This window comes from Microbacterium wangchenii (assembly GCF_004564355.1).
In the GTDB taxonomy this organism is placed as follows: Bacteria; Actinomycetota; Actinomycetes; order Actinomycetales; family Microbacteriaceae; genus Microbacterium; species Microbacterium wangchenii.
Genome location: NZ_CP038266.1, coordinates 563,169 through 588,596, shown reverse-complemented (window position 1 = coordinate 588,596; position 25,428 = coordinate 563,169). Strand labels below are relative to the sequence as shown.

32 protein-coding genes are annotated in these 25,428 nt (G+C 69.1%); 1 reads left to right on the top strand and 31 read right to left on the bottom strand.

What is annotated here, in order from left to right:
* Positions 1-63: 63 nt before the first annotated feature.
* From rplQ to infA, 6 genes are all read right to left on the bottom strand, one after another.
* A complete protein-coding gene (rplQ, locus tag E4K62_RS02830) occupies positions 64-615 on the bottom strand; it encodes a 50S ribosomal protein L17 (RefSeq protein WP_135063363.1) in 552 nt (183 codons plus the stop codon).
* Positions 616-658: 43 nt separating this feature from the next.
* The gene (locus E4K62_RS02825; protein ID WP_135063361.1) at positions 659-1,648 is read right to left on the bottom strand and encodes a DNA-directed RNA polymerase subunit alpha; all 990 of its coding nucleotides are present in this window, start codon (positions 1,646-1,648) and stop codon (positions 659-661) included.
* Positions 1,649-1,771: 123 nt separating this feature from the next.
* Positions 1,772-2,170 carry a 30S ribosomal protein S11 gene (gene rpsK, locus E4K62_RS02820; protein WP_023954078.1) on the bottom strand — a complete coding sequence of 133 codons (399 nt, stop codon included), beginning with the start codon at positions 2,168-2,170 and terminating at the stop codon, positions 1,772-1,774.
* 40 nt (positions 2,171-2,210) lie between these two features.
* The gene (rpsM, locus tag E4K62_RS02815) at positions 2,211-2,585 is read right to left on the bottom strand and encodes a 30S ribosomal protein S13 (RefSeq protein ID WP_135063359.1); all 375 of its coding nucleotides are present in this window, start codon (positions 2,583-2,585) and stop codon (positions 2,211-2,213) included.
* Between the two features lie 125 nt (positions 2,586-2,710).
* A complete protein-coding gene (gene rpmJ / locus E4K62_RS02810) occupies positions 2,711-2,827 on the bottom strand; it encodes a 50S ribosomal protein L36 (RefSeq protein ID WP_005050492.1) in 117 nt (38 codons plus the stop codon).
* Positions 2,828-2,898: 71 nt separating this feature from the next.
* Positions 2,899-3,120 (bottom strand): translation initiation factor IF-1, encoded by a 222-nt coding sequence (gene infA / locus E4K62_RS02805; protein WP_017201569.1) that lies wholly within the window; start codon positions 3,118-3,120, stop codon positions 2,899-2,901.
* A gap of 341 nt (positions 3,121-3,461) precedes the next feature.
* On the opposite strand from infA, the gene E4K62_RS02800 reads away from it, so the two are divergent.
* Complete coding sequence (locus E4K62_RS02800; RefSeq protein WP_135063357.1) at positions 3,462-4,436, top strand: hypothetical protein; 975 nt, start codon at positions 3,462-3,464, stop codon at positions 4,434-4,436.
* 68 nt (positions 4,437-4,504) lie between these two features.
* On the opposite strand, the gene E4K62_RS02795 is transcribed toward E4K62_RS02800, so the two are convergent.
* The 25 genes from E4K62_RS02795 to E4K62_RS02675 all read right to left on the bottom strand — a co-directional run bounded on the left by E4K62_RS02795 (position 4,505) and on the right by E4K62_RS02675 (position 25,424).
* A complete protein-coding gene (locus E4K62_RS02795; RefSeq protein ID WP_135063355.1) occupies positions 4,505-5,194 on the bottom strand; it encodes a DsbA family protein in 690 nt (229 codons plus the stop codon).
* 3 nt (positions 5,195-5,197) lie between these two features.
* Positions 5,198-6,040, bottom strand: coding sequence for a type I methionyl aminopeptidase (map, locus tag E4K62_RS02790; RefSeq protein ID WP_135063353.1), 843 nt, complete (start codon positions 6,038-6,040; stop codon positions 5,198-5,200).
* A gap of 1 nt (position 6,041) precedes the next feature.
* Positions 6,042-6,644 carry an adenylate kinase gene (locus E4K62_RS02785; protein ID WP_187270412.1) on the bottom strand — a complete coding sequence of 201 codons (603 nt, stop codon included), beginning with the start codon at positions 6,642-6,644 and terminating at the stop codon, positions 6,042-6,044.
* Positions 6,644-7,966, bottom strand: a complete 1,323-nt coding sequence (secY, locus tag E4K62_RS02780) for a preprotein translocase subunit SecY (RefSeq protein WP_135063351.1) — start codon at positions 7,964-7,966, stop codon at positions 6,644-6,646. The genes E4K62_RS02785 and secY overlap by 1 nt, the downstream gene beginning before the upstream one ends.
* A gap of 108 nt (positions 7,967-8,074) precedes the next feature.
* Complete coding sequence (gene rplO, locus E4K62_RS02775; protein ID WP_135063349.1) at positions 8,075-8,632, bottom strand: 50S ribosomal protein L15; 558 nt, start codon at positions 8,630-8,632, stop codon at positions 8,075-8,077.
* Positions 8,632-8,817 carry a 50S ribosomal protein L30 gene (gene rpmD, locus E4K62_RS02770; RefSeq protein ID WP_135063347.1) on the bottom strand — a complete coding sequence of 62 codons (186 nt, stop codon included), beginning with the start codon at positions 8,815-8,817 and terminating at the stop codon, positions 8,632-8,634. Before rpmD ends, rplO begins: the two co-directional genes overlap by 1 nt.
* Positions 8,817-9,521, bottom strand: a complete 705-nt coding sequence (gene rpsE, locus E4K62_RS02765) for a 30S ribosomal protein S5 (protein WP_135063345.1) — start codon at positions 9,519-9,521, stop codon at positions 8,817-8,819. Before rpsE ends, rpmD begins: the two co-directional genes overlap by 1 nt.
* Positions 9,518-9,877 (bottom strand): 50S ribosomal protein L18, encoded by a 360-nt coding sequence (rplR, locus tag E4K62_RS02760; protein WP_135063343.1) that lies wholly within the window; start codon positions 9,875-9,877, stop codon positions 9,518-9,520. Before rplR ends, rpsE begins: the two co-directional genes overlap by 4 nt.
* A 2-nt stretch (positions 9,878-9,879) precedes the next feature.
* Positions 9,880-10,416 carry a 50S ribosomal protein L6 gene (gene rplF, locus E4K62_RS02755; protein ID WP_135063341.1) on the bottom strand — a complete coding sequence of 179 codons (537 nt, stop codon included), beginning with the start codon at positions 10,414-10,416 and terminating at the stop codon, positions 9,880-9,882.
* 6 nt (positions 10,417-10,422) lie between these two features.
* Positions 10,423-10,821 (bottom strand): 30S ribosomal protein S8, encoded by a 399-nt coding sequence (rpsH, locus tag E4K62_RS02750; RefSeq protein ID WP_135063339.1) that lies wholly within the window; start codon positions 10,819-10,821, stop codon positions 10,423-10,425.
* A gap of 73 nt (positions 10,822-10,894) precedes the next feature.
* A complete protein-coding gene (gene rplE / locus E4K62_RS02745; protein WP_135063337.1) occupies positions 10,895-11,485 on the bottom strand; it encodes a 50S ribosomal protein L5 in 591 nt (196 codons plus the stop codon).
* A gap of 2 nt (positions 11,486-11,487) precedes the next feature.
* On the bottom strand, positions 11,488-11,847 hold the full coding sequence (gene rplX / locus E4K62_RS02740; protein ID WP_135063335.1) for a 50S ribosomal protein L24: 360 nt from the start codon (positions 11,845-11,847) through the stop codon (positions 11,488-11,490).
* A 2-nt stretch (positions 11,848-11,849) separates the two neighbouring features.
* Complete coding sequence (gene rplN, locus E4K62_RS02735) at positions 11,850-12,218, bottom strand: 50S ribosomal protein L14 (protein WP_055833708.1); 369 nt, start codon at positions 12,216-12,218, stop codon at positions 11,850-11,852.
* Between the two features lie 4 nt (positions 12,219-12,222).
* Positions 12,223-12,558, bottom strand: a complete 336-nt coding sequence (rpsQ, locus tag E4K62_RS18950; protein WP_276321926.1) for a 30S ribosomal protein S17 — start codon at positions 12,556-12,558, stop codon at positions 12,223-12,225.
* Positions 12,558-12,875 carry a 50S ribosomal protein L29 gene (gene rpmC / locus E4K62_RS18945; RefSeq protein WP_135063333.1) on the bottom strand — a complete coding sequence of 106 codons (318 nt, stop codon included), beginning with the start codon at positions 12,873-12,875 and terminating at the stop codon, positions 12,558-12,560. The genes rpsQ and rpmC overlap by 1 nt, the downstream gene beginning before the upstream one ends.
* The gene (gene rplP / locus E4K62_RS02720; protein WP_105673694.1) at positions 12,875-13,294 is read right to left on the bottom strand and encodes a 50S ribosomal protein L16; all 420 of its coding nucleotides are present in this window, start codon (positions 13,292-13,294) and stop codon (positions 12,875-12,877) included. The genes rpmC and rplP overlap by 1 nt, the downstream gene beginning before the upstream one ends.
* Positions 13,294-14,064: a 30S ribosomal protein S3 gene (gene rpsC, locus E4K62_RS02715; RefSeq protein WP_135063331.1), complete on the bottom strand. Its 771-nt coding sequence runs from the start codon at positions 14,062-14,064 to the stop codon at positions 13,294-13,296. Before rpsC ends, rplP begins: the two co-directional genes overlap by 1 nt.
* Positions 14,064-14,471 carry a 50S ribosomal protein L22 gene (gene rplV / locus E4K62_RS02710; protein WP_135063329.1) on the bottom strand — a complete coding sequence of 136 codons (408 nt, stop codon included), beginning with the start codon at positions 14,469-14,471 and terminating at the stop codon, positions 14,064-14,066. Before rplV ends, rpsC begins: the two co-directional genes overlap by 1 nt.
* Positions 14,472-14,495: 24 nt before the next feature.
* Positions 14,496-14,777 (bottom strand): 30S ribosomal protein S19, encoded by a 282-nt coding sequence (gene rpsS, locus E4K62_RS02705; protein ID WP_135063327.1) that lies wholly within the window; start codon positions 14,775-14,777, stop codon positions 14,496-14,498.
* Between the two features lie 13 nt (positions 14,778-14,790).
* Positions 14,791-15,630 carry a 50S ribosomal protein L2 gene (gene rplB, locus E4K62_RS02700; RefSeq protein WP_135063325.1) on the bottom strand — a complete coding sequence of 280 codons (840 nt, stop codon included), beginning with the start codon at positions 15,628-15,630 and terminating at the stop codon, positions 14,791-14,793.
* A gap of 25 nt (positions 15,631-15,655) precedes the next feature.
* Complete coding sequence (gene rplW / locus E4K62_RS02695) at positions 15,656-15,955, bottom strand: 50S ribosomal protein L23 (RefSeq protein WP_135063323.1); 300 nt, start codon at positions 15,953-15,955, stop codon at positions 15,656-15,658.
* Positions 15,952-16,617, bottom strand: coding sequence for a 50S ribosomal protein L4 (gene rplD, locus E4K62_RS02690; RefSeq protein ID WP_135063321.1), 666 nt, complete (start codon positions 16,615-16,617; stop codon positions 15,952-15,954). Before rplD ends, rplW begins: the two co-directional genes overlap by 4 nt.
* A 5-nt stretch (positions 16,618-16,622) precedes the next feature.
* Positions 16,623-17,282: a 50S ribosomal protein L3 gene (gene rplC / locus E4K62_RS02685; RefSeq protein ID WP_135063319.1), complete on the bottom strand. Its 660-nt coding sequence runs from the start codon at positions 17,280-17,282 to the stop codon at positions 16,623-16,625.
* 8 nt (positions 17,283-17,290) lie between these two features.
* Positions 17,291-17,599 (bottom strand): 30S ribosomal protein S10, encoded by a 309-nt coding sequence (gene rpsJ, locus E4K62_RS02680; protein WP_045246810.1) that lies wholly within the window; start codon positions 17,597-17,599, stop codon positions 17,291-17,293.
* A 382-nt stretch (positions 17,600-17,981) separates the two neighbouring features.
* Complete coding sequence (locus tag E4K62_RS02675; RefSeq protein WP_135063317.1) at positions 17,982-25,424, bottom strand: prealbumin-like fold domain-containing protein; 7,443 nt, start codon at positions 25,422-25,424, stop codon at positions 17,982-17,984.
* Between the last annotated feature and the right edge of the window lie 4 nt (positions 25,425-25,428).

Below are 25,428 nucleotides of genomic sequence, written 5' to 3'. Positions count from 1 at the left end.
CCCACCCTACGACGAGACCCCCGTCCACAGGGACGGGGGTCTCGATCGAGTGCAGACGAGCGGTTACTTCGCGGCATCCTCGGCGGCGGCCTCAGCAGCCTCGCCCTCAGCGGGCGACTCGGCTCCCGCGTCGGCGGCTGCCTCGTCGGCGGCCGGCTCCTCCGCGGTGGGCTCCTCGGCGGCCGGCTCAGCGGCGGCGGCCGGAGCGGCAGCGGCGGGCGCGGACGACGTCTTGGTCGACTTCACCTTGGGGGTCACCGGCTCGAGGACGAGCTCGATGACGGCCATCGGAGCGTTGTCACCCTTACGGTTGCCCACCTTGGTGATGCGGGTGTAGCCACCCGGGCGGTCGGCGACCAGCGGCGCGATCTCGGTGAAGAGGACGTGCACGACCTCCTTGTCGCCGATGACGCTCAGCACCCGGCGGCGCGCGTGCAGGTCGCCGCGCTTGGCGAAGGTGATGAGGCGCTCGGCGAGGGGACGCAGGCGCTTGGCCTTGGTCTCGGTCGTCTTGATCGAGCGGTGGGTGAACAGCGCCGCGGCGAGGTTGGCAAGCAGCAGACGCTCGTGGGCGGGGCCGCCGCCGAGGCGGGGACCCTTCGTGGGCTTGGGCATGTCTCAGTTACTCCTGGAAGGTCTCGTGTCGGGGGGCCGCAGGTCAGACGGTCTCGTCGTCGTAGCCGCCGTAGAACTGGGCGCCGTCGAATCCGGGCACCGAGTCCTTCAGCGACAGACCGAGCGAGGTGAGCTTGTCACGCACCTCGTCGACGGACTTCTGACCGAAGTTGCGGATGTTCATCAGCTGCGTCTCCGACAGGGCGACGAGCTCCGACACGGTGTTGATGCCCTCGCGCTTGAGGCAGTTGTACGAGCGGACGGACAGATCGAGGTCCTCGATCGGCATCGCGAGCTCGTTGGAGAGGACCGTCTCGACCGGCGGCGGGCCGATCTCGATGCCCTCGGCCTCGACGTTGAGCTCGCGCGCCAGACCGAACAGCTCGGTCAGGGTGCGACCGGCCGACGCGACGGCGTCACGCGGGGCCATCGAGGGCTTGCTCTCGACGTCCAGCACGAGCTTGTCGAAGTCGGTGCGCTCACCGGCACGCGTGGCGTCCACGCGGTAGCTGACCTTCAGCACGGGCGAGTAGATCGAGTCGATCGGGATCTGGCCCGCCTCGGCGTACTCGTTGCGGTTCTGCGTCGCCGAGACGTAGCCGCGGCCACGCTCGATCGTCAGCTCGAGCTCGAACTTGGCGGTGTCGTTGAGGGTCGCGATGACCAGCTCGGGGTTGTGCACCTCGACACCGGCCGGCGCGGAGATGTCGGCGGCGGTGACCTCACCGGCGCCGGTCTTGCGCAGGTACGCGGTGATGGGCTCGTCGCGCTCGCTGGAGACGACGAGCTGCTTGATGTTGAGGATGATCTCGGTGACATCCTCCTTCACGCCCGGGATGGTGCTGAACTCGTGCAGCACGCCGTCGATGCGGATGCTGGTGACGGCGGCGCCGGGGATCGACGACAGGAGGCTGCGACGCAGCGCGTTGCCGATCGTGTAACCGAAGCCGGGCTCGAGCGGCTCGATGACGAAGCGGCTGCGGAACTCCCCGATCTTCTCCTCGGTCAGAGTGGGACGCTGTGCGATGAGCACTATGGGTTCCTTTCGATCACGTGCCCGCTATATGACACGTGCGGTGGGTGAGGTGTTGAGTTGTACTCAGGGATGCTGCGGCCGCCGCGTTCAGCGGGGCCGCAGCATCCATGCGACGAGGGGTCAGACGCGGCGGCGCTTGGGGGGACGGCAGCCGTTGTGCGCCTGGGGGGTGACGTCCTGGATCGAGCCGACCTCGAGGCCGGCGGCCGTCAGCGAGCGGATCGCGGTCTCACGACCCGAACCCGGGCCCTTGACGAAGACGTCGACCTTCTTGACGCCGTGCTCCTGCGCCTGACGGGCGGCGGACTCGGCCGCCATGCCGGCGGCGTACGGGGTCGACTTGCGCGAGCCCTTGAAGCCCACGCCGCCCGACGATGCCCAGCTGATGACCGCGCCGGAGGGGTCGGTGATCGAGACGATGGTGTTGTTGAACGTCGACTTGATGTGGGCGTGACCCAGCGCGATGTTCTTCTTCTCCTTGCGACGCGGCTTGCGCGCGGCGCTCTTGGCCTGTGCCATGGTGTGCGTTCTCCCTAAATCCTGGGGCGCCGGCGGAGGCCTAGCGCGCCTTCTTCTTGCCGGCGACCGTGCGCTTGGGGCCCTTGCGGGTACGCGCGTTGGTCTTGGTGCGCTGTCCGCGCACGGGAAGGCCGCGGCGGTGGCGGATTCCCTCGTAGGAACCGATCTCGACCTTGCGGCGGATGTCGGCGGCCACCTCGCGGCGAAGGTCACCCTCCACCTTGTAGGTGCCTTCGATGTAGTCGCGCAGGGCGACCAGCTGGTCGTCGGACAGGTCCTTGACGCGCACATCCGGGCTGATGCCGGTGGCTGCGAGGATCTCGGTCGAGCGGGTACGGCCAACGCCGTAGATGTAGGTCAGGGCGATGACCACGCGCTTATCGCGCGGGATGTCGACGCCGGCGAGACGTGCCATGCGACTCTCCTAGGAGTGTTGTGGAGGTGTGGAGCAGGATCGGTGCCCGGGCCTCCGCCCCGAGGTGTCCCCCTTGCGGGTTCTGATCCTGCCGTTGTGTGTATTGAGTTGTGAGTCGGTGGGTGTCAGCCCTGGCGCTGCTTGTGGCGCGGGTTGCTCTTGCATATCACCATCACCCGGCCGTGACGGCGGATGACCTTGCAGTGATCGCAGATGGGCTTGACGGAGGGGTTGACCTTCATGATGTTCCTGTTCGCTGTCTTCGTACCGCGCTCCGCTTTCGTCGAAGCGCGGCCGTTACTTCTCGACCGGTCTAGCGGTAGCGGTAGACGATCCGGCCCCGCGTGAGGTCGTAGGGGCTGAGCTCCACGACGACACGGTCCTCGGGGATGATGCGGATGTAGTTCTGCCGCATCTTGCCGGAGATCGTGGCGAGCACCTTGTGTCCGTTGCTGAGCTCGACGCGGAACATCGCGTTGGGCAGCGCCTCGGAGATGACACCTTCGATCTCGATGACACCGTCTTTCTTCGCCATATACTCGCTATCGCTCATTGCAGACCGGTCGGTCTGCGGTGGATGGGGATTCGGTGCTGTGACACGCCAATGAAGGCGCAACGCACCAAAGATCAATCATACGTGGTATTGCGCCCCCCGGCAAACCGCCGCCCCCGCCCCTCCCACGCCGCTCCCCTCGCCGCCCGCTTTTCGCCGAGACACCACTTCTCGTCCGAAACACGCGGCGTCGCCGGGTGTCTCAGCCGAAGTGTGGTGTTTCGAGCGGATGCGCCGCTCCTCCCCCGCCCGCGGACCCGACGATCGATCCACAGATCGTGCGTGCGGCCGGCCGCTCGTCCACCGCGGACGAGGATGGCGCCATGTCGCTCCTCGATCCGCACGCCCTCCGCGTCCTGCGGCCCTCGCCGGTCGTCCTCTCCGCTGTCCGCGACGAGTCCCTCACGGGCACCCGCCTGCGGGCCTCGAACGCGCACGTGCGGGTGCGGCCCGGCGTCTACGCGCGTGCCGACGAGTGGAGCGCCCTGCCGCCGTGGGACCGCTATCTCGCCCGCGTGCACGCCTACGGCCTCATCCATCCCGACGCCGTCTTCTGCCTCGAGTCCGCCGCGGCGCTGCTCGGGCTGCCCGTGTTCGGCGAGCCCCGCGACATCCACGTCTTCGACATCGGCCGCGCCCGCGGTCGTCGGCACGGCGACGTGTGCATCCATGCGAGCGACGATGGCCGCGCAATGACGGTGGGCGACCTCATCGTCACATCGGTCGCCGACACCGCCGTGGATCTGTTGCGGGTCCTGCCGCCGGCGTTCGCCCTCGCCGTCGGCGATGCCGCCGCGCGCCACCCGGCCGACCCCTGCACCGCCGACGACCTGCGGCTCGTCGCCGAGGTGCAGTCGAACCGCCGCGGTCGCGCGCAGCTGGAGTGGACCTTCGCGCGGATCGACGACCGGGCAGAATCGGTGGGCGAATCGGTGAGCCGCGCCGTCATCGAGTGGTGCGGCTTCCCGGCGCCGATCCTGCAGCAGACGTACCACTACGAAGGGGTGGAGGACCGCAGCGACTTCTACTTCCCCGACCAGCGGGTCATCGGCGAATCCGACGGGTTCGGGAAGTACCTGTCGGGGCCGGATGCGGCGGATCCCCGCGTCCTGCGCAAGGAGAAGGCCCGGGAGGACCGGCTCCGGCGACACGAAGGGGGCTTCGCCCGGTGGGAGTACGCCGACGCCATGCAGGCGGCCCCGCTGGACGCCAAGCTGCGGATCGCTGGGGTGCCGGCGGTCCGCCCGCCCCAGCACGCGCTGCTGGCGACCCTGCGCCACCACCCCCGCTCGCGCTGAAACACCACTTTCCGGGTGAGACGCCAGGCGACGCCTGGTGCTTCAGCCGGAATGTGGTGTCTCGGCGATCAGTTGAAGCGGGAGACGATGTCGCGCTGGGGGTCGCCGGTCAGGTCGGTCTGGTTGGCGAGCACCTCGCCGTTGACCACGATCGTCGGGGTGGCGACGCCGGAGGCGCCCTCCTGCAGCGGCGTCTCGCGGGTCATCGCGGCGACGAAGCGCTTGTAGGTGCCGTCGCTGACGCACTCGGCGACGTCGTCGGATGCTCCGACCCCCTGCGCGATCGCGACGATCTCGTCATCGGTCAGGCCTGTCCCGCCTTCGCTGGGCTGGTTGGCGTACATCGCCTGCACGAAGGGGAGCACGTTGTCGGCGTCGTCCTCCGCGACGCAGTAGGCCGCGTTCGCCGCCCGCGTGGAGTACTCGGTGCCGCCGGAGGCGCGGTCGAGGATCGAGACGGGGTGGATGTTGAGGGTGATCGTGCCGTCGGCGGCGAGATCGGCGAGGGCAGGACCGTACGCCTGCTCGAACGACGCGCACGCGGGGCACATGAAGTCGACGTACGTGTCGACGGTGTCGGGACCGTCGCCCACTGCGATGGCGCCGGTGGATGCATCCACCGCCGGGCTGTCCGGTGCCTCACCGGCGGAGTTGGCCAGGGCGTTGCCCCACCACACCGCGACACCGATGCCGATGAGCACCACCACCACGGCGATGCTGATGCCGATTGCGAACCAGTTGACCTTGCGCTGCGCCACGATCTATCCGATCTCCGTCGGGACCACACCGAAGGGCGCGAGCTTGTCCGCGCCTCCGTCGGGGGCCGTGAGTACCCAGATGCCTCCATCGTGCACCGCGACGCTATGTTCCCAGTGTGAGCCGTCTGAACGGTCGATGGTGGAGACCGTCCAGCCGTCGTCCTCGACGAAGGTCTCCTGGTCGCCCGCGACGACCATCGGCTCGATCGCGACGGCGAGGCCCGGACGCACGGGGGCACCCGGATCGGCCGTGCGGTAGTTGAACACGCTCGGGGACTCGTGCATCTTGCGGCCGATGCCGTGCCCGACGTAGTCGCGCAGGATGCCGTACGTTCCCGTCGCCGGGCTGTTCGCCTCGATGTACTCCTGGATCGCGGCGCCCACCTCGCCCAGGTGCGACGCCGTCGCGAGCCGCGCGATGCCGGCCCACAGCGAGCCTTCGGTGACGTCCGACAGCCGCCGGCGGGCGGCGACGAGCTCGGCCGGCGCGTCGCCGGGCACGACGACGCTGATCGCGGAGTCGCCGTTCCAGCCGCGCAGCTCGGCGCCGGCATCGATCGACACGAGGTCGCCGGGCTGCAGTGCACGGTCGGAGGGGATCCCGTGCACGACCTGCTCGTTGACCGAGGCGCAAATGGTGTGGCGGTAGCCGCGCACGAGCTGGAAGTTCGAGCGCGCGCCGCGGGAGCGGATGACGCGGGATGCTTCGGCGTCGAGGTCGAGCGTCGTGACGCCCGGCGCGATCATCGCGCGCACGGCATCCAGCGCGGCGGCGGTGATGAGCCCGGGCTCGATCATCGACCGCAGCTGCGCGGCGGACTTGTAGGCGGAGGAGCGGAAGGCCACGTCAGACCGCGGCGGAGCGCGCGAAGCCGCGCACCTCGAGCGCGGCGAAGATGCGCTCGGTCACGTCGTCCAGCGAACCGACGCCGTCGATCTCGTCGACGATGCCGCGCGTTCCGTAGATGCCGAGGATCGGCGCGGTCTCGGATTCGTAGATCGCCAGGCGCTGCGCGATGGCCTCTTCGGTGTCATCCGCGCGGCCTTGCTCCTGCGCGCGCTTGCGGAGGCGCTGCATCGACTCGTCGCGCGGCACGACCAGTGCCAGCACGGCGTCGAGGCTCTCGTTGCGTCCCTCGAGGAACTCGTCGAGGTTGCGCACCTGGCTGATGTTCCGCGGGTACCCGTCGAGGAGGAACCCGTCGGCGGCATCCTCCTTCGACAGCCGGTCGCGCACGACGGCGCCGGTGAGCTCGTCGGGCACCAGGCGGCCGGCGTCGATGATCTCCTGGACCTGCAGGCCCAGCTCGGTGCCACCGGCCACGTTGGCGCGGAAGACGTCGCCGGTGGAGACGACGGGGATGCCGAAGGCCTCGGCGATGCGGGCACCCTGGGTGCCCTTGCCCGAACCCTGCGGGCCGACGATGAGGAGGCGGAGGGGACGAGCCATCAGCGGAGGAGCCCTTCGTAGTGACGCTGCTGCAGCTGGGCGTCGATCTGCTTCACCGTCTCCAGGCCCACGCCGACGATGATGAGGATCGAGGCGCCACCGAACGGGAAGTTCTGGTTGGCACCGACCGTCGCGAGGGCGATGAGCGGCAGGAGGGCGATGAGGCCCAGGTAGATCGAGCCGGGCAGCGTGATTCGGGTGAGGACGTAGTCGAGGTATTCGGCGGTGGGACGGCCGGCGCGGATGCCGGGGATGAACCCGCCGTAGCGCTTCATGTTGTCGGCGACATCCACCGGGTTGAAGGTGATCGCGACGTAGAAGTACGTGAAGCCGATGATCAGCAGGAAGTACACCAGCATGTACAGCGGCGAATCGCCCGTGGTGAAGTACTGCGAGATCCAGGCGACCCAGCCGGGCACTTCCTCGCCGGCCTGCGGCTGGTTGAACTGGGCGATGAGGGCGGGGATGTACAGCAGCGACGAGGCGAAGATGACCGGCACGACACCGGCCATGTTGACCTTGATGGGGATGTAGGTGTTGGTACCGCCGTACGTGCGCCGCCCCACCATCCGCTTGGCGTACTGCACCGGGATGCGTCGCTGGGACTGTTCGACGAACACCACGAGCGCGACCACGAGGATGCCGACGGCGAGCACGAGGAGGAACACCTCGAAGCCGCGGGCCTGCGCGATCGCCCACATCGCGGCGGGGAAGGTCGCGGCGATGGAGGTGAAGATGAGGATCGACATGCCGTTGCCGACGCCGCGCTCGGTGACGAGCTCGGCCATCCACATGATGAGGCCGGTGCCGGCGGTCATGGTGATGATCATGAGCAGCTGCGCCCACCACACGTCGTTGGTGAGGACGTTCTCGCACTCGGGGATGCCGGTGACGCCGAACAGCTGGCCGCTGCGGGCGACGGTGACGAGCGTCGTGGACTGCAGCAGCGCGAGGGCGATCGTGAGGTAGCGGGTGTACTGCGTGAGGCGGGCCTGGCCGGACTGGCCCTCCTTGTAGAGGGTCTCGAAGTGCGGGATGACGACGCGCAGCAGCTGCACGATGATCGTCGCGGTGATGTAGGGCATCACGCCCAGCGCGAAGATCGACAGCTGCAGCAGGGCGCCGCCGGAGAAGAGGTTCACCAGCGAGAGCAGACCCTCGGTGCCGCCGGACTGCGCGAGACAGGACTGGACGTTGGGGAAATCGACGAAAGGCGTCGGAATGTGCGCACCGAACCGATAGATGGCGATCACACCCAGGGTGAAGCCGATCTTGCGTCGCAGATCAGGCGTGCGGAAGACCCGCGCAATGGCGCTGAACAAGTGGATTCCTCCAGAACGGTTCCGGCGCGCCGAGGCGCACAGACGACCAGCGTAACCCAGAAGGGCCGGGGGCTTACGCCTCCCGGCCCTTCTGCGGTTGGGGCGTGGTCAGTTGACCGAGCCGCCCGCCGCGACGATCTTCTGCTCGGCCGAACCCGAGACCTTGTCGACCGTCACGTTCAGCTTCACCGAGATGTCGCCGGTGCCGAGCACCTTGACCTTCTCGTTCTTGCGCACGGCACCCTTGGCGACGAGGTCACCCACGGTGACGTCGCCGCCGGCCGGGTACAGCTCGGCCAGCTTGTCCAGGTTCACGACCTGGTACTCCACGCGGAACGGGTTCTTGAACCCGCGCAGCTTCGGGGTGCGCATGTGCAGCGGCATCTGCCCACCCTCGAAGCCGACCTTCACCGAGTAGCGGGCCTTCGTGCCCTTGGTGCCACGGCCGGAGGTCTTACCCTTCGAGCCCTCACCACGACCCACGCGGGTCTTGGCGGTGTGCGCGCCGGGGACCGGACGCAGGTGGTGCACCTTGAGCACGCCGGGACGCGTCGCGGGAGCGGCGTTCTTGGCGGCGGCGGGCTTGCTCGCCTTGGCTGCCGCGGGCTTGCGCGCGGGCGCCTTCTTCGCGGGCTTGTCGGCCTCGACGTTGTCGTTGTCAGCCATCAGTCGATCTCCTCAACCTTCACGAGGTGAGCGACGGTCTTGACGTAGCCGCGCGTCTGCGCGTCGTCGGGACGGACGACAGCGTCGCCGATCCGCTTGAGACCGAGGCTGCGCAGCGTGTCACGCTGGTTCTGCTTCTCGCTCACCTTGGACTTGATCTGGGTCACCTTCAGTCGGCTCGCCATCAGACACCTGCCTTCTGCGCAGCGGCGGCCTTGGCCTCGTTGCGGATGATGATGCCGGGGACGACAGCGTCGTACTCCAGGCCACGGCGCGCGGCCACGGCACGGGGCTCTTCGAGCTGCTTGAGCGCCGCGACGGTCGCGTGCACGATGTTGATCGTGTTCGACGAGCCGAGCGACTTCGACAGGATGTCGTGGATGCCGGCGCACTCGAGCACCGCACGCACCGGACCACCGGCGATGACACCGGTACCGGCGGCTGCGGGACGCAGCAGCACGACGCCGGCGGCCGCCTCACCCTGCACGGGGTGCGGGATGGTGTTGCCGACGCGGGGAACACGGAAGAAGTTGCGCTTCGCCTCTTCGACGCCCTTCGAGATCGCCAGGGGCACCTCGCGGGCCTTGCCGTATCCGACACCGACGACGCCATTTCCGTCGCCCACGACCACGAGGGCCGTGAAGCTGAACCGGCGACCGCCCTTGACGACCTTGGACACGCGGTTGATCGTCACGACGCGCTCGAGGAACTGGCTCTCGTTGCGGTCGCGCGATCCGCGGTCACCACGGTTGGGGTTGCGCTCGCGGCCGCCGCGGCGAGCCTCACGAGGCTCGCGGTTGGCGTCGGCGGTGCCGGCCGTGGCCGTCTCGGCCGTGGCCGGTGCGGCCTGGGACGCGTCGGTCACTTCGGTCTCCTTGTTGTCACTCACAGGTTCAGCCCTCCTTCGCGGGCGCCCTCGGCGATGGCGGCGACGCGACCGGCGTACCGGTTGCCACCGCGATCGAACACGACGTCGGTGACGCCGGCGGCCTTCGCACGCTCGGCGACGAGTTCGCCGACCTTGCGCGCCTTGGCGGTCTTGTCACCGTCGAACGCACGCAGGTCCGTTTCGAGGGTGGATGCGGAGGCCACGGTGTGACCCTTGCTGTCGTCTACGAGCTGGACGAACACGTGGCGCGCCGAGCGGGTCACGACAAGACGAGGACGGACCTCGGTGCCGACGACCTTCTTGCGAAGGCGTGCGTGGCGTCGCGCACGTGCGACGGACTTCGACTGCACAGCCATGCTTACTTACCAGCCTTTCCGGCCTTGCGGCGGACGACCTCGCCCGCGTAACGCACACCCTTGCCCTTGTAGGGCTCGGGCTTGCGGATCTTGCGGATGTTGGCGGCCGCCTCACCGACGGCCTGCTTGTCGATGCCGCTCACGGTGAGGCGGTTGTTGCCCTCGACCGTGAAGGTGATCCCGGCGGGCGGGTCGACGAGCACGGGGTGGGAGAACCCGAGGGCGAACTCCACCGAGCTGCCTCGCTGGGCGACACGGTAACCCGTGCCGACCACTTCGAGGCCCTTGGTGTAGCCCTGGGTGACTCCGATGATGTTGTTGGCGATGAGCGTGCGGGTCAGGCCGTGGAGCGACCGCGACTCGCGCTCGTCGTCGGGGCGGGTGACGAGAACCTGGTTCTCCTCGACCTTGACCTCGATGGGGCGCGCCACGGTGAGCGACAGCTCGCCCTTGGGGCCCTTGACGGCGACATCCGAACCGGTCACCGTGACGGTGACACCGGCGGGGATGTCGATGGGAAGACGTCCGATTCGCGACATGTCAGATCACCACACGTAGGCGAGGACTTCCCCGCCCACGCCCTTCTGCTCGGCCTGACGGTCTGTGAGCAGACCGGAGGAGGTGGAAAGGATGGCCACGCCCAGGCCGCCGAGAACCGTGGGGATCTCGGTGGAGCGTGCGTACACGCGCAGGCCGGGCTTGGAGACGCGCTTGATGCCGGCGATCGACCGCTCGCGGTTCGGGCCGTACTTCAGCTGGAGCGTCAGGGTCTGGCCGACGCGGGCGTCCTCGACGGACCAGCCCGCGATGTACCCCTCCTGCTGGAGGATCTCGGCGATGTGGGTCTTGAGCTTCGAGCTCGGCAGCGACACGGTGTCGTGGTGCGCCGAGTTCGCGTTGCGCAGACGGGTCAGCATATCTGCGACCGGGTCTGTCATCGTCATGTGATGCTTCTTTCGATCATGAGGTTTCGGCTGCCGTTACACGACAGACGACCTTCTATGAATGGGTGGGGTATTACGCCTGCGCGTCTTCGGAACGGAAGGGGAAGCCCAGCTGACGCAGCAGCGAACGGCCTTCCTCATCGGTCTTGGCGGTCGTGACGATCGTGATGTCGAAACCACGGACCCGGTCGATGCGGTCCTGGTCGATCTCGTGGAACACTGCCTGCTCCTGGAGACCGAACGTGTAGTTGCCGTTGCCGTCGAACTGGTCGCCGGACAGGCCGCGGAAGTCGCGGATGCGCGGCAGCGCCAGGTTCACCAGGCGGTCGATGAACTCCCACGCACGGTCGCCCCGGAGGGTGACGTGCGCGCCGATGGCCTGACCCTCGCGCAGCTTGAACTGCGCGATGGACTTGCGGGCCTTCGTCACGATCGGCTTCTGGCCGGTGATCTTGACGAGATCGTCGATCGCGCCGTCGATCACCTTGCTGTCACGAGCGGCCTCGCCGACGCCGGTGTTCACCACGACCTTGACCAGGCCGGGGATCTGCATGACGTTGGTGTACCCGAACTCCTCCTGCAGCTTCTGCTGGATCTCGTTCCGGTACTTCTGCTTCAGGCGGGGCTGGATCTTGCCAGCCGCCGCGGCAGTCGCGGTGCTCATATTCAGAGGTCCTTGCCTGACTTCTTCGCGTAGCGCACGCGGACCGTGCGCTTGACGCCATCCTTGACCTGCTCCTCGACCCGGTGGCCGACACGGGTCGGCTTCTTGGTCTCGGGGTCGACGAGGGCGACGTTGGAGATGTGGATGGGGGCTTCGAAGGTCTCGATGCCGCCCGTCTTGGTGCCGCGCTGGGACTGGCCCACGCGGTTGTGCTTGGTGACGTAGTTCACGCCTTCGACGATCACGCGGTTCTGCTCGACGAGGACCTCGAGGACCTTGCCCTGCTTACCGCGATCTCCGCCGCGCTCGGGCTTGGCGCCCGAGATGACCTGAACCAGGTCGCCCTTCTTGATCTTCGCCATGATCAAATGACCTCCGGGGCGAGCGAGACGATCTTCATGAACTTCTTGTCGCGAAGCTCACGACCGACGGGACCGAAGATGCGGGTGCCGCGGGGCTCCCCGTCGCTCTTCAGGATCACGGCGGCGTTCTCGTCGAACTTGATGTAGGAACCGTCGGGACGACGGGTCTGCTTGACGACGCGCACGACGACCGCTTTCACGACGTCGCCCTTCTTGACGTTTCCGCCGGGGATGGCGTCCTTGACTGTCGCGACGATGACGTCGCCCAGGCCCGCGTAACGGCGGTTGGAGCCGCCGAGCACACGGATGGTGAGCAGCTCCTTCGCGCCGGTGTTGTCGGCGACCTTCAGTCGGGATTCGTTCTGAATCATGCGATCACTTGGCCTTTTCGAGAATCTCGACCAGGCGCCAGCGCTTGGTGGCGCTGAGCGGACGGGTCTCGTTGATGAGGACGAGGTCGCCGATGCCGGCCGCGTTCGCCTCGTCGTGCGCCTTCACCTTGGAGGTGCGACGGATGACCTTGCCGTAGAGAGGGTGCTTCACGCGGTCCTCGACCTCGACGACGATCGTCTTGTCCATCTTGTCGCTCACGACGTAGCCGCGGCGCGCCTTGCGGTATCCGCGGGCGTCGACGTCGCGCACATCGTGCGCGGCGCTCTCGTGCCCGGTGGCCTGGTCGGCGACCTCGGCGGTCTTCTTGGTGGTGGCCATCACTCAGCCTCTTCCTTCACGGCCTCGTCGGCGGGGGCCGCCTTCTTGGCCTTCGTGGACTTCTTCGCCTTGGGGGCGGCCTCGACCGGCGCCGGCGTGGCCCTGATCCCGAGCTCGCGCTCGCGGATCACGGTGTACAGGCGCGCGATGTCGCGCTTGACGGCGCGGATGCGGCCGTGGCTCTCGAGCTGGCCGGTGGCCGACTGGAAGCGCAGGTTGAACAGCTCTTCCTTGGCCTTGCGGAGCTCCTCGACCAGGCGGGAGTCTTCGAACGTGTCGAGCTCGCTGGGTGCGAGCGTCTTGGTGCCGATCGCCATTACGCGTCGCCCTCCTCGCGCTTGATGATGCGTGCCTTCAGGGGCAGCTTGTGGATGGCACGGGTCAGCGCCTCACGAGCGAGTTCCTCGCTGACGCCCGCGACCTCGAACAGGACGCGGCCCGGCTTGACATTGGCGACCCACCACTCGGGCGAACCCTTACCGGAACCCATGCGGGTTTCGGCCGGCTTCTTGGTGAGCGGTCGGTCGGGGTAGATGTTGATCCACACCTTGCCGCCACGCTTGATGTGACGGGTCATCGCGATACGAGCGGACTCGATCTGACGGTTCGTCACGTACGCGGGCGTCAGGGCCTGGATGCCGAACTCGCCGAAGGAGACCTTCGTGCCGCCGGTGGCCTGCCCGGAGCGACCCGGGTGGTGCTGCTTGCGGTACTTGACCTTGCGGGGGATGAGCATTACGCCGACGCTCCTTCTGCCACGGGGGCCTCGTTACGGGGGCCGCGCGGCGGGCGACGGTCGCCGCGGTCGCCACGGTCGTCGCGACCGCGGGACTTGGGCGCGTTGGCCTGCTCGCGTGCGAGCTCCTTGTTGGTGAGATCACCCTTGTAGATCCAGACCTTCACGCCGATGCGGCCGAAGGTGGTCTTGGCCTCGTAGAAGCCGTAGTCGATGTTCGCGCGGAGGGTGTGCAGCGGCACACGACCTTCGCGGTAGAACTCCGACCGGCTCATCTCGGCGCCGCCGAGGCGGCCGGAGACCTGGACGCGGACGCCCTTGGCGCCGGCGCGCTGAGCACCCTGCAGACCCTTGCGCATCGCGCGACGGAAGGCCACGCGGGCGGAGAGCTGCTCGGCGATGCCCTGTGCCACGAGCTGGGCGTCGGCCTCGGGGTTCTTGACCTCGAGGATGTTGAGCTGGATCTGCTTGCCGGTGAGCTTCTCGAGGTCGGAGCGGATGCGCTCGGCCTCGGCACCGCGGCGACCGATCACGATGCCCGGGCGGGCGGTGTGGATGTCGACGCGGACGCGGTCACGGGTGCGCTCGATCTCGATGTTCGAGACGCCGGCGCGGTCGAGCTGCTTCTTCAGCAGGTTGCGGATCTTGATGTCCTCGGCCACGTAGTCGGCGTAGCGCTGTCCGGGCTTCGTCGAGTCGGAGAACCACCGCGACACGTGGTCAGTGGTGATGCCGAGGCGGAAGCCGTACGGGTTTACTTTCTGGCCCATTACTTGCTCGCCTTCTTCTTCGTGCCGGTCGCCGAGCTCGTCGGAGCGTCAGCGGTCTCCGGCGTCGAGAGCACGACCGTGATGTGGCTCGTGCGCTTCTTGATCTGGAACGCGCGGCCCTGTGCGCGGGGCTGGAAACGCTTCAGCGTCGTGCCCTCGTCGACGTACGCGTTGGACACGTACAGGTCGGCGTCATCCAGGAATTCGTTCTCCTTGTCGGCCGTGACGCGAGCGTTCGCCATCGCCGAGGCGACGAGCTTGTAGATGGGCTCGCTGGCGCCCTGCGGCGCGAACTTCAGGATGGCCAGGGCCTCCTGAGCCTGCTTGCCCTTGATGAGCGCGACGACACGACGAGCCTTCTGAGGGGTCACGCGGATGTGTCGCACGCGTGCGATGGACTCCACCATTTCTCTCTCCTCTTCGCCTCCGCGTCAGCGGCGGCGGCCCTTCTTGTCGTCCTTCACGTGGCCGCGGAAGGTGCGGGTGGGCGCGAACTCGCCCAGCTTGTGGCCGACCATGGTCTCGGTCACGAACACAGGGATGTGCTTGCGACCGTCGTGCACGGCGATCGTGTGACCCAGCATCGCCGGGATGATCATCGAGCGTCGCGACCAGGTCTTGATGACGTTCTTGGATCCCGCTTCGTTCTGCGACACGACCTTGCGAAGCAGGTGCTCGTCGACGAAGGGGCCCTTCTTAAGACTGCGTGGCATCTTCTGTTCCTACCTACTTGCGCTTCTTGCCGGCCGTGCGACGGCGGACGATCAGCTTGTCGCTTTCCTTGTTGGCGTGGCGGGTGCGGCCCTCAGGCTGACCCCACGGCGTCACCGGGTGACGTCCACCGGAGGTCTTACCCTCACCACCACCGTGCGGGTGGTCGACCGGGTTCATGGCGACACCGCGGACGGTCGGGCGCACGCCCTTCCACCGCTTGCGGCCGGCCTTGCCCCAGTTGATGTTCGACTGCTCGGCGTTGCCGACCTCGCCGATGGTCGCGCGGCAGCGCGCATCGACGTTGCGGATCTCGCCCGAGGGGAGACGCAGCTGCGCGTACGGGCCGTCCTTGGCGACCAGACGCACCGAGGCGCCGGCCGAACGGGCCATCTTCGCACCGCCGCCGGGGCGGAGCTCGATCGCGTGCACGACCGTACCGGTGGGGATGTTGCGCAGCGGCAGGTTGTTGCCGGGCTTGATGTCGGCGCCGGCACCCGACTCCACGACATCGCCCTGCTTCAGCTTGTTCGGCGCGAGGATGTAGCGCTTCTCGCCGTCCACGTAGTGCAGGAGCGCGATGCGCGCGGTGCGGTTGGGGTCGTACTCGATGTGCGCGACCTTGGCGTCGACGCCGTCCTTGTCATTGCGACGGAAGTCGATCAGACGGTACTGGCGCTTGTGACCGCCACCGATGTGACGCGTCGTGATGCGGCCCTGGTTGTTGCGGCCACCGGTCTTGGACAGCGGGCGCAGCAGCGACTTCTCAGGCGTCGATCGGGTGATCTCGGCGAAGTCGGCCACCGACGAGCCGCGGCGACCGGGGGTCGTGGGCTTGTACTTGCGAATAGCCATAGTTGGAGTCCTTCTGTCCCGACCGTCAGCCGACTGCCGTGAAGATGTCGATGGTGCCCGACTTCAGGGTGACGATCGCGCGCTTGGTGTCCTTGCGCTTTCCCATCCCGAAGCGGGTGCGGCGGGCCTTGCCGACACGGTTGAGCGTGTTGACCGCGGCCACCTTGACGCCGAAGATCTTCTCGATGGCGAGCTTGATCTCGGTCTTGGTCGCGCGGCTGTCCACGTAGAACGTGTACTTGCCCTCGTCGATGAGCCCGTAGCTCTTCTCCGAGACGACCGGCTTGAGGATGACGTCGCGCGGATCCTTGTTGACGGTGGTCATGCCGACACCTCCTGGGTTGCGCCGGCCTTGGACGCGACGAACGCGTCGTAGGCGGCCTTGGTGAAGACGATGTCGTCGGAGACGAGCACGTCGTAGGCGTTGAGCTGGTCGAACGTGAGCACGTGCACGTACGCGAGGTTGCGCACGCTCTTGACGGTCAGTTCGTCACCGCGCTCGATCACGACGAGGACGTTCTTCTTCGTCGGGGCGAGAGCCGACAGCACGGCGGCCGCCGCCTTGGTGGAGGGCGCGCCCTCGATGCCGAACGAGTCCACGACGTGGAGACGGTCGCCGCGTGCGCGGTCGCTCAGCGCGCCCAGGAGCGCGGCGGCGATCATCTTCTTGGGGGTGCGCTGGCCGTAGTCGCGGGGCTTCGGGCCGTGCACGATGCCACCGCCGGTCATGTGCGGCGCGCGGATCGAGCCCTGACGGGCGTTACCCGTGCCCTTCTGCTTGAAGGGCTTGCGGCCGGCGCCGGAGACCTCGCCGCGACGCTTGGTCGAGTGCGTGCCCTGGCGAGCCGCCGCGCGCTGCGCGACGACGACCTGGTGGATGAGCGGAATGTTCGTCTTGACGTCGAACAGAGCGGCGGGCAGCTCCACGGAGCCGGCCTTTCCGCCGTCTGCCTTCACGACGTCGAGCGCGAGAGTCGAGTCAGCCATGGAGATCAGGCACCCTTCACTGCGTTGCGGACGTAGACGATGCGGCCGCGCGCGCCGGGGACGGCGCCCTTGACGAGCAGCAGACCCTTCTCGGCGTCGACGGCGTGCACCTTGAGGTTGAGGACGGTCACGCGCTCGCCACCCATACGGCCGGCCATGCGCATGCCCTTGAACACGCGGCTCGGGGTCGACGATGCGCCGATCGAACCGGGCTTGCGGTGGTTGCGGTGCGCACCGTGCGAGGCGGAGACGCCCTTGAAGTTGTGGCGCTTCATGACACCCGCGGTGCCCTTGCCCTTGCTGGTGCCGACGACGTCGACCAGCTGGCCCGCCTCGAAGAGGCCGTCCACGGTGAGCTCCTGACCGAGTGAGTAGTCAGCAGCATCCGCGGTGCGGACCTCGGTGAGGTGGCGGCGAGGGGTGACGCCGGCCGCCTCGAAGTGGGCGGTGAGCGGCTTGTTCACCTTGCGGGGGTCGATCTGCCCGTACGCGATCTGGACGGCGTTGTAGCCGTCCTTCTCCGGCGTGCGCACCTGGGTGACGACGTTCGGAGCGACCTCGATGACGGTGACGGGAACGAGCTTGCCGTTCTCGTCCCAGACCTGGGTCATGCCGAGCTTGGTGCCCAGCAGGCCCTTCGAAACCTTGGAGTTGATATCAGCCATGTCGGACCTCAGAGCTTGATCTCGATGTTGACGTCGGCGGGCAGGTCGAGACGCATGAGCGAGTCGACGGCCTTGGGCGTCGGGTCGATGATGTCGATGAGGCGCTTGTGGGTGCGCATCTCGAAGTGCTCGCGGCTGTCCTTGTACTTGTGGGGCGACCGGATGACGACGACGACGTTCTTCTCGGTCGGCAGCGGCACGGGGCCGACGACGGTGGCGCCGGCGCGGGTCACGGTGTCGACGATCTTGCGCGCGGACGAATCCAGTCCGGCGTGATCGTACGACTTCAGGCGAATGCGGATCTTCTGTCCCGCCATTGTCTGCTCACTCTCTTTCTCGCGTCTTACCGCTGTGTTCATTCGGAACACGGGCATTGGACGCACCATGGCGCTTGCGCGCCGGGCACTTCGGCGCCCTTTCGGGCGATGCTGCACCGCTGTTCTGCTGTCAAACCGGACGCCTGCGCATCCGGCCCGTCCTCCCCGCGCGCGGACGCACGGCTCCGGAGGGAGCAGAGGGGGTCGGTGTGTTGTTCTGCTGCCCGCGGCCTAGGTCTCGCGCTTGCGCGCTGCCTATGCACAGCCCTGGCAGTGATCCGGAGCGCACGCACGCGGCGGCACTCGGAATGTGGAACTGAACTAGTCTACGTGCAGCCCGGGCGTGTCGCAAACCCGGGCGTGTCGCGACCCGGGCCCCGGGTCACGAACCCGCCGCGACGTCCTCGCGCGGACGGCGCCGCACGGTCAGAGCGGTCGCTCCCCCGGCCAGTGCCAGCACACCGAGCAGGACGAAGGCCGCGAGCGGCCCGCCTCCCGTGGGCGGTAGCAACGATACCCGCACGGCCGCGTCGTCGCTGTCGCGGCCCGCGTCGCCGGGGTCGCCGAAGGTGTGGGAGTCGACCACTGCCACGTTGCGGATGGTGGTCGAGCCGACGCCGGGATCGACGGTGGCGGCGAGCGTGATCGGCGGTGCGCCGGATGCTCCGAGGCCCGACCCGGCCGGATGCAGCGGTCCGAACAGCTCGCACCGCAGCGTCCCGCCGTATCCGGCGGCGTTCTGGCCGGTCACCGCGCAGGTCCGCCAGTTCGGGAACGCCTCGGCGTCGCCCTGCCCGGGCCAGCTCACGTCGGTGACGCGGATCTCGGCGGGGATCGCGTCGGTGACGACGACGCCCTCGGCGGCGGAGTCGGTGCTGACGTTGACGGCCTCCAGCCGGTAGGTGAAGGAGCCGCCCGGCGCCGTCCGCTCGAGGGCGGCCGTCTTCTCGATGCGCACGTCGGAGTGGCGGGCGGCGGCGCAGTCGCCGCCGGCGGGCATCTCGGGGATCTGGAACGTCAGGGCGGGGTTCACGGTGAGGGTCAGGGTGCTCGGACCGCGCCACGCGAAGTCGGCCTCGCCGGGGTCGAGGATGAGCCCGTTCACGACGAACTGCGCCTGCTGCTCCGGTGTCATGACCGTGGTGGTCCCGGGGAGGTAGTACCCGCCACCAGGGGCGTAGTCCGACGCGCGCAGCGGCCGCAGACCGGCGTTGTCGATGCCGACACCGGCGGGAGTGGTGCGCACACCCACCCACGGGAACTCGTCCGCGTGGCTCGTCGATCCGCCGGGATAGGACCGCTCGACCGAGGCGGGGTCGGTGACCGGGCTGGCGCCATCCGGCGTCCACGACAGCTCGAGCGGCTCGTCCACGAGGTCACCGGTCTTCACCAGCGTGAAGCCGACGCTGGGCACGTCCGTCACGCAGCGCGTGAACAGCGCCGCAGCGATGTCGCGGGTCTGGACCGTGATGTCGTCGCAGTCGTTGCTGGGATCGCTGTCCCCGACCGCCGTCACGCACGCCTCGTTGACGAGGATGCTCTCGGGCAGCTCGGGAGTCGGGGCGGGGTCATCCGGACCGAGGGCGACGACGGGCGGCGCGGGCAGCGCGTTCACGGTGACCGAGAGGCGGATCTGCACGCTCGCACCCGGCGCCAGCCTGGCCGCGCTCAGCGCCACGGCGTTGTCCGCGTCCACGAGCGCGGGCGCGTTGTCGTTCGACCAGCCCGGGGCCGCGGAGAGGTCGATCGCGGTGACGGTGAGGCGGCTCGGTACGGGGTCGGCGACGCGCACGTCCGTCGCATCCACGATGCCGTTGTTCGTCACGGTGAGCACGTAGTCGAACGCGTCGCCTGCTTCCAGGGGGCCCTCGACGCCGTCGGTGGTCTTGGTGATGCCGACGTCGTCGAAGGGCACGAGCTCGCACGCGTCGTCGTCGGCGCTGTACCCGCCCGACACCACGGTCGCGGTGTTGGCGATGGGGACGCCGGGCGCCTCGACGTCGCCGCACTGCACCGGCTCGCCGGTCGGCGTCGCGGTGGCGCGCACCTGCGCCGTGATGGTGAACAGGTGCTCCCGCACCTCATCGGCGGCAGGATCGAAGGTGCCGTTCACGATCGTCCACGTGCCGGTGCCGTCCCACGAGGGGGCGTCGGGTGCGGGGGTGTCGGTCGTGCCGGCCTCCGCCGTCCATTCACCGGCCAGTTCCACGCCGTCTGGCAGGTCGGGGACGTCGGTGAGGACGTACGCGAGCGTCGGAAGCGGGTCGGCGGTGCTCGCCGGGTAGCGCACCGCGATGTCGTAGACGACGGTCCACAGCCCCGTGTCGGGGTCGAGCACCGCGTCGCCGACAGCCGTCTTCTCGATCTCCGGGAAGACCGGCTCGGCGCACGCGCGCACATCGGTCTCGACGCTCGCCGAGGTCAGTTGAGCGGTGTTGAGGAACCCGCCCGCCCCGTCGGGCAGGCAGACGGTCGTGCCGCCCTCCACGGCGGCGGCGGTGACGGCGGCCACGACGCGCACGGTGTAGGTGTGCGTGACCCCGGGGCCGATCGCCGTGCCGGAGGCGAGCACCGCCGGGTCGGGCGAGAACGTGAAGTCGCCCGAGGACTGTCCAGACCACGAGGCGCTGCGGATGTCGATGCCGTCGCCGAAGTCGAGCGTGTCGGTGAGGTCGTACGCCGCGGACAGGCCCTTCGGGTTGTCTTCGCCGACCGGGGGCAGGGTCACCTCGAGGTCGTAGAGGATGGTCCACAGGCCCGTCTCCGGATCCTGCTCGGCGCTCGTCACCGTCTTCGCGACGGACGGGTACACCCGCTCGTCGACGGGGATGCAGTCGGTGGCATCGATGGGGATGTCACCCACCCCCAGCTGCGCGGCGTTGAAGAACCCGCTCCCCGGCTCGCCGGTGCAGGCGGCGTCGTCTTCGCTGTAAGCGTCGGTCAGCTGCACGACCCACGTCACGCGGTACACGTGCGTGGCACCGGCGGCCAGCTCGACCCCGGTGACGAACTCCGTCCCCGGGGTCACCGGAAGCACCGGCTGGCCGGCGAGGTCGGTCCGCTGCGCGGTGCCGGTGACCGGTTCGATGCCCGTGGGGAAGCCCGGCGTGTCCGCCAGCGAGTAGAACGTGTCGAACCCGCCCGAGGTCACGGTGACGTCGTACGTCACGGTCCACCGCTCGGGGTCCGCCGGGTCCTGGGTCGCCGCGACGCCGACTTTCTCGATCGTCGGCAGGGCCGGCTCCGCGCAGTCGGAGGCGGGGACCTGCTCACCGGCGACGGTGACGGTCGCGGTGTTCAGGAACCCGCCGGCCGTCGTCCCCTCGCACGCGAGGTCGCCGCCCTCCCAGGCGGCCGCGTCGATGGTGGCCTGTGCCACGACGGTGTACGTCTCGGTCGTCCCTGGGGCCAGCGCGCGATCGGTCGCGAGAGTCGCCGTGCCGTCGGCGGCGAAGTCGCCCGTGCCGGTGGGGCCCGTCCATGTGGCGACGTCGACCGTGATGTCGCCGCCGAACTGCAGCGCGTCGTCGAGGCTGTAGACGGCCGCGAGGGTCTCGGAGGAGTTCGCCACCGCGATGTCGTACGTGATCTGCCACGTGCCGTCAGCGAGCTGGACCGTGGAGGTCACCGTCTTGGTGACGTCGGCGTCGGGCCGCTCGACCTCCGCGCAGTCGGACGAGGAGGGCTCTGCGATCCCGTTGGTGACGGACGCGGTGTTCCACACTCCGCCACCCTCGCCCACGACCGCGCCGCACGTGAGCGCCTCGTCGGGAACGGATGCCGCCACCGTCACGGTGCGCGAGAGGGTGTAGGTGTGCGTGGCCCCCGGCGGGAGCGTGCCGGTGGCCAGCGGGCCGTCTCCCACCGGGTCGGGGCTGCGCACGAAGGTGCCGCCGCCGACGGCGACGGGATCGGAGACCGTCCACTGCCCGCCGGACACTCCGGCCGGGAGGGGCCCGGCGATGTCGGTGAGGTCGTACGACAGCTCGATGTCGCTGGGGTTGGCCACGGCGATCCGATAGCTGAGCGTCCACGCGCCGGTGGCGAGGTCCTGCACCGAGGGCTGCGCGATCTTCTCGACGGTCGGGGCGGCCGGGACGGCGCATCCGGTGTCGCTCGCCTCGCCGCCGGGGTACGCCGCCTCGGCGGTGTTGAAGAACCCGCCGCCGGTCGTCGGCGAGCACTCCAGTGCCGACGCGTCGACCGGCGTGCGGTTCACCTCGGCCGTGATCACGTACGTGTACTCGTCCGTGCCGCCGGCCTCCAGCGGCACGTCGGTCACATCGGGCGCGCCCTCCCAGCCCTGCGTGAGGACGGTGAAGCTGGCGTCGAAGCCGGGCACGTCGGTGAGCGAATACGTCGTGGGCAGGGTGCTGCTGGTGTTGGTGACGACGACCGGGTACCGGATGGTCCACACCCCGCCCGCCGCCTGCGCCACGGCGCCGTCGGACTTCTCGATCGTCACCGGGACGATGACGTCGTCGTTGGTCAGGGTGCACGTGACCGCGTCGCCGGGCTGGAGGGTCAGCTCCGGAGCGGCCCTCGTCGTGTCGGGATAGCCGGTGCAGGTCAGGTCCGTCCAGTCGTATCCGTCCGGGCCCGTCTCACCGATCGTGTACACAGCGCCTGCGGCGACCTCCCCCGACGTTCCCGTCGGGCCGCTGAGGTTCGGGCCATCCGCGGTCGTCGCCGTGAGCGTCCAGTCCGTGGGGGCCGCGGTGCCGCCGGTGTCGCTGACGACCTCCTTCTCCAGGGTGAGGGTGGGGGCGATGTCGTCGTTGACGAAGCGGTACACCGGTGCGCCGAGCGCGGGCACCGTGACCTCCCAGTCTCCGTCGGCGTTCTGCCGCGGGTAGCCGGCCGGATCGGGGTTGGCCTCGACGTCCACCCACTCCTCGCCCACGCGCTGCTGCAGGCGCGAGAACTCGTACCCCTCGACGGTCGACTCGGTGAGGGTGTACACGTGGTCGGGGCGCAGCTGGATGATGCTCTCCGCCACCACCTCCTCGGAACCGGCGACGGTGGTGGGGGTCAAACCCGCCAGGGTCGCCGGGGTGGCGGTCAGATCCCATTCGTCTGCCGTGGCGGAGCCGCCGTCGTCGTTGACCACGGTCTTCAGGAGGGTGAGCTGGGCGTCCTGGTTCACGAAGGTGCACTGCACGCGGTAACCCAGCGGCACGTTCACGCCGCCGTTGATGCCGTCCGAATACCCGCTGTTCGGGTAGGGGTCACCGTTCTCGTCGACGCGGATGCACGTCGCCGATCCGGTCGACTGCGGATTGCTCTGCAGGTCCGTGCGCTCGTCGACCTGGATGTACCGCGCGTCGCCACCGGACTCGAACAACTGATAGCGGGCATTGGGGGTGACCGGCTGCGACGTCGTGCCGGGGGCACCGTCGACACCGGAGAACCCGGGGAGCCCTTCTTCGACCGGCGCGCCGGCCAGGAACGACGCGTTCAGTGTCCAGCTCGTCGGGTCGGCGTCGCCGCCGTCGACCTCCTTGGCGAGGGTCAGCCGGCTCTCGCATGTGACGGTGTTGGTGATCGTCGCGGTGTTCTGCGCCTGGGAGAGCGTGAGGTCGTACCCCGTGCCCAGGGGGATGTCCACGGCGGCCCCGTTGAGGCTCGTCACCACCGCGTCGTCGGTGCACAGCGTCGTATCGATCAGGGAGACCTGCTCGGTGACCGTCACGGTGTCGCCCTGCGCGTACCCCGACCGGGTCACGCCCCACCCCTGGTTGCTCGCGGCGGCGTCGTCGGGACCGGTGAGCTGCAGCTGCGCGGACAGGCCTCCGGGCTGGGCGCCCTCGGCGTACGCGACACCGTTCACGACCCAGTTCTTCGTCACCGTGATGTCGGCTTCCGGGCTGGGGGCACGGTTGTAGACGGTGCAGTTGACCGCCTGCGTGCTGGGCACGGTGACGGTGAAGCCGTCGGTGGGCGAGCCGGTGGGCACGACCGGATCACCGGTGTTCAGATTCGTGCAGACGGCGTTCTGCCCGTCGACGGGCTGGAGCGTGAATCCGGGCTGCTGGGCCTCGGTGACGGTGACCGAGGCGGCATCCGTGCCGCCGGGGAACTGCAGCGGGAAGCTGACGGTGCCCGTGGCATCCGCGGTCGTCGTCCGGACCGGCTCGGGCGTCGTGACCCCGGCCGTGCCGATCTCGCTGGTGAACTGCCAGCCGGCGCCGGCGGGCGTGGCCCCCTCTATCGAGCCGGCGGGAGCGGATTGCGGGACGATCTGCTTGGTGACGTTCAGGGTTCCCTCGCAGGTGCCCAGCGCGAGGCTGCGCAGGTCCCGCCCCACCCCGGCGTAGTCGGCCGTCTGGTAATAGTCGGCCGACGCGCCGTTGGAGCCGTCATAGGCGACCGGACCGGAGATCGCGCGAAGGTTCAGGGCCGTGGCCGTGCCGCTCGCGCCGTCACCGACGCCGAAGGCGATGAGCCGCGTGGGGGATCCGCCCGCCGGTCCCGCCTTCAGCGCGTTGGCGGAAAAGATGCCGTTCTCCGTCTCGCGGAAGCGGTTGAAGTTGCCGGGCCCCTGCTGCGGCTGGTTGTAGAACGTCGGGTCGCCGTCAGTGATGATGACGGCGAGGTCGAAGTTGTTCGCCGCGGTGTTCGCCGCGGCGGCCACGCCGAGTCCGCGGTCCCAGTTCGTGCCGCCCACCGCCGTCCAGCCCGCGTACCGGTTCTTGAAGGCATCCGCCTGCGTCGCGGTGGCCACGGAGGTCAGGCTCGGGAAGTTCGCGCTGGCGCCCTCTGCCGGCGACACGGTGGAGAAGGAGAACAGCGACATGCGGGAGGGGGTGCCCTGGAGGGAGTCCACGAAGGTGTTTGCCGCGCTCTTCAACTGCGCGAGATCGGAGCCGACCGACCCGGACAGGTCGAGGATCAGTGCGACGTCCAGGCCGCACGAGACATCCAGCGGCGCGTTGTTGCGCGACTGCTGCCAGATGCCTCCGGAGGCCGTGGCCTGCGAGCCCGACGACAGCATGAAGTCGCTCGCGTTCTGCGAGCTGTAGACGTTGCCGGCGCGCAGCTGGTTGCCCGTGCGGAACTGGTATGCGGTGGCCGCACCGCCTCCGGTGCCGGGTCCGGTGCGCAGCGACGGATTGGCGTAGTACCCGTCGGGGACGCTGGCCTGGACGACCCAGTACCGGTCGTCGCGGTTGGCCTGGGGGAACCCGAAGGGCCCGAGGCCTGTGTTGGGGACGATGAAGGAGCAGTCGCCCGCGGCATCCGAGACGCACCTGGCCCACCCCTCCCCGGTGCCGGCCACACCGTCGGGGCGCGTGCCGTTGGGTCCGCCGGCGCCGCCCTCGTTCAGCAGCAGGACGACACCGGCCAGGTTCGACACTCCGGTGACGCCGACGCGATCGGAGCCGACCTTCACGGTGATGACGGCTGTCGTGGCGCCGGGTTGGGGCACGGCGAGGACGCCGACATCCGCGGGCTCTTCGGTGGGCTCAGGGGCGGCGGGGGTCGGCGCGGTGGTGGGTTCGGTGCTCGGGTCGTCCGTCGGCGGAGCCGGCTCGCTGGTCGGGGCGGCAGGTACCTCGGCGGGCGGGGCGACCGGCGTCTCGGGGGCGGGGGGCGCCGGGGGCTGCGTGGGCTCGGCCGGCTCCTGCTGCGGCGGGTCCTGTGCCGGCGGCGCCGGGTCCTGCTCCGGCGGGACGGATGCGGCGGACTCCGACGGCGCGGAGGGCTCCGCGACGGCGGCGAGGGCGGGCGAGCCCGCACCCGTGAACACCAGCACCCCGGTGAGGAGGGCGGCCACTGCGCCGCCGTACCACCGGTGCCGCAGGGCGAGTCTTCTTCTGCTCATGACC

Coding starts and splice junctions, on each gene's coding strand:
- infA (WP_017201569.1), bottom strand. CDS start 3,120: ATGGCGAAGAAAGACGGTGTCATCGAGATCGAAGGTGTCATCTCCGAG.
- rpmD (WP_135063347.1), bottom strand. CDS start 8,817: ATGGCGAGCCGACTGAAGGTGACCCAGATCAAGTCCAAGGTGAGCGAG.
- rplD (WP_135063321.1), bottom strand. CDS start 16,617: ATGGCTGACTCGACTCTCGCGCTCGACGTCGTGAAGGCAGACGGCGGA.
- rplP (WP_105673694.1), bottom strand. CDS start 13,294: ATGCTCATCCCCCGCAAGGTCAAGTACCGCAAGCAGCACCACCCGGGT.
- E4K62_RS02675 (WP_135063317.1), bottom strand. CDS start 25,424: ATGAGCAGAAGAAGACTCGCCCTGCGGCACCGGTGGTACGGCGGCGCA.
- rplB (WP_135063325.1), bottom strand. CDS start 15,630: ATGGCTATTCGCAAGTACAAGCCCACGACCCCCGGTCGCCGCGGCTCG.
- rplN (WP_055833708.1), bottom strand. CDS start 12,218: ATGATTCAGAACGAATCCCGACTGAAGGTCGCCGACAACACCGGCGCG.
- rpsM (WP_135063359.1), bottom strand. CDS start 2,585: ATGGCACGTCTCGCCGGCGTCGACATCCCGCGCGATAAGCGCGTGGTC.
- rplO (WP_135063349.1), bottom strand. CDS start 8,632: ATGGCTGACAACGACAACGTCGAGGCCGACAAGCCCGCGAAGAAGGCG.
- rpsC (WP_135063331.1), bottom strand. CDS start 14,064: ATGGGCCAGAAAGTAAACCCGTACGGCTTCCGCCTCGGCATCACCACT.
- rpsK (WP_023954078.1), bottom strand. CDS start 2,170: ATGGCACAGGCCAAGAGCGCCGCGCGCAAGCCGCGTCGCAAGGAGAAG.
- rpmC (WP_135063333.1), bottom strand. CDS start 12,875: ATGGCGATCGGCACCAAGACGCTCGCACCCAGCGAGCTCGACACGTTC.
- rplV (WP_135063329.1), bottom strand. CDS start 14,471: ATGGTGGAGTCCATCGCACGCGTGCGACACATCCGCGTGACCCCTCAG.
- rplE (WP_135063337.1), bottom strand. CDS start 11,485: ATGAGCACCGCGACTGCCGCGGCGGCTGGCAAGATCCAGCCCCGCCTG.
- rplW (WP_135063323.1), bottom strand. CDS start 15,955: ATGACCACCGTCAACAAGGATCCGCGCGACGTCATCCTCAAGCCGGTC.
- rpmJ (WP_005050492.1), bottom strand. CDS start 2,827: ATGAAGGTCAACCCCTCCGTCAAGCCCATCTGCGATCACTGCAAGGTC.
- rpsQ (WP_276321926.1), bottom strand. CDS start 12,558: ATGGCCACCACCAAGAAGACCGCCGAGGTCGCCGACCAGGCCACCGGG.
- rplC (WP_135063319.1), bottom strand. CDS start 17,282: ATGGCTGATATCAACTCCAAGGTTTCGAAGGGCCTGCTGGGCACCAAG.
- rplF (WP_135063341.1), bottom strand. CDS start 10,416: ATGTCGCGAATCGGACGTCTTCCCATCGACATCCCCGCCGGTGTCACC.
- rpsH (WP_135063339.1), bottom strand. CDS start 10,821: ATGACGATGACAGACCCGGTCGCAGATATGCTGACCCGTCTGCGCAAC.
- rplQ (WP_135063363.1), bottom strand. CDS start 615: ATGCCCAAGCCCACGAAGGGTCCCCGCCTCGGCGGCGGCCCCGCCCAC.
- rplR (WP_135063343.1), bottom strand. CDS start 9,877: ATGGCTGTGCAGTCGAAGTCCGTCGCACGTGCGCGACGCCACGCACGC.
- rpsJ (WP_045246810.1), bottom strand. CDS start 17,599: ATGGCGGGACAGAAGATCCGCATTCGCCTGAAGTCGTACGATCACGCC.
- E4K62_RS02800 (WP_135063357.1), top strand. CDS start 3,462: ATGTCGCTCCTCGATCCGCACGCCCTCCGCGTCCTGCGGCCCTCGCCG.
- rpsS (WP_135063327.1), bottom strand. CDS start 14,777: ATGCCACGCAGTCTTAAGAAGGGCCCCTTCGTCGACGAGCACCTGCTT.
- rplX (WP_135063335.1), bottom strand. CDS start 11,847: ATGGCGAAGATCAAGAAGGGCGACCTGGTTCAGGTCATCTCGGGCGCC.
- E4K62_RS02785 (WP_187270412.1), bottom strand. CDS start 6,644: ATGGCTCGTCCCCTCCGCCTCCTCATCGTCGGCCCGCAGGGTTCGGGC.